Below are 696 nucleotides of genomic sequence, written 5' to 3'. Positions count from 1 at the left end.
ATAGGAGAAAAGAAAATGGAATTTATAATTGATACAGTAAACTTAGAAGATATAAAAGAAGCAGTAGAATATATGCCAATTGTAGGAGTAACAAGTAATCCTTCAATAGTGAAAAAAACAAGTCCCAAAGACTTCTTTAAACATATGAAAGAAGTCAGGAAAATCATAGGAAAAGAAAGAAGTCTTCATATTCAAGTGATTTCTAAGGAATGTAATGAAATCGTTAAAGAAGCCCATCGTATACTAGAAGAAATCGATGATCAAGTCTATATCAAAGTACCCGTATCATATGAAGGAATCAAAGCCATCAAAAAACTAAAAGCAGAAGGAGTCAATGTGACAGCAACAGCTGTTTATGATTTGATGCAAGCCTATATGGCCTTGGCAGCAGGAGCAGACTATATTGCACCTTATGTCAATAGAATAGGGAACCTAGGAAATGATCCAATGGAACTGATCAATGAATTATCTAATAGAATCGTACAAGATGGTTATGATTGTAAGATATTAGCAGCAAGCTTTAAAGGAGTACAACAAGTAAGAGATGCCTTCAATTATGGAAGTCAAGCAATCACAGCGCCAGTAGAAGTCTTAAAACAAATCTTTGCGAATCCAAGTATTGAAAAAGCAGTGAATGATTTCAATAGTGATTGGTATGATGTTTATGGAGAAGGTAAAGGTATTTGTGATTTATAA

Annotated in this window: 1 protein-coding gene; it reads left to right on the top strand. The window is 33.5% G+C overall.

Features of this window, described 5'->3' with window-relative positions:
- Nucleotides 1-15 precede the first annotated feature (15 nt).
- Complete coding sequence (locus HUU89_RS14475) at nucleotides 16-696, top strand: fructose-6-phosphate aldolase (RefSeq protein WP_119362616.1); 681 nt, start codon at nucleotides 16-18, stop codon at nucleotides 694-696.

It is taken from the genome of Faecalibacillus sp. H12 (assembly GCF_013361255.1).
Classification (GTDB): Bacteria; Bacillota_I; Bacilli_A; order Erysipelotrichales; family Coprobacillaceae; genus Faecalibacillus; species Faecalibacillus intestinalis.
This window is presented reverse-complemented; position numbering and strand designations above follow the sequence as displayed.

Coding starts and splice junctions, on each gene's coding strand:
- HUU89_RS14475 (WP_119362616.1), top strand. CDS start 16: ATGGAATTTATAATTGATACAGTAAACTTAGAAGATATAAAAGAAGCA.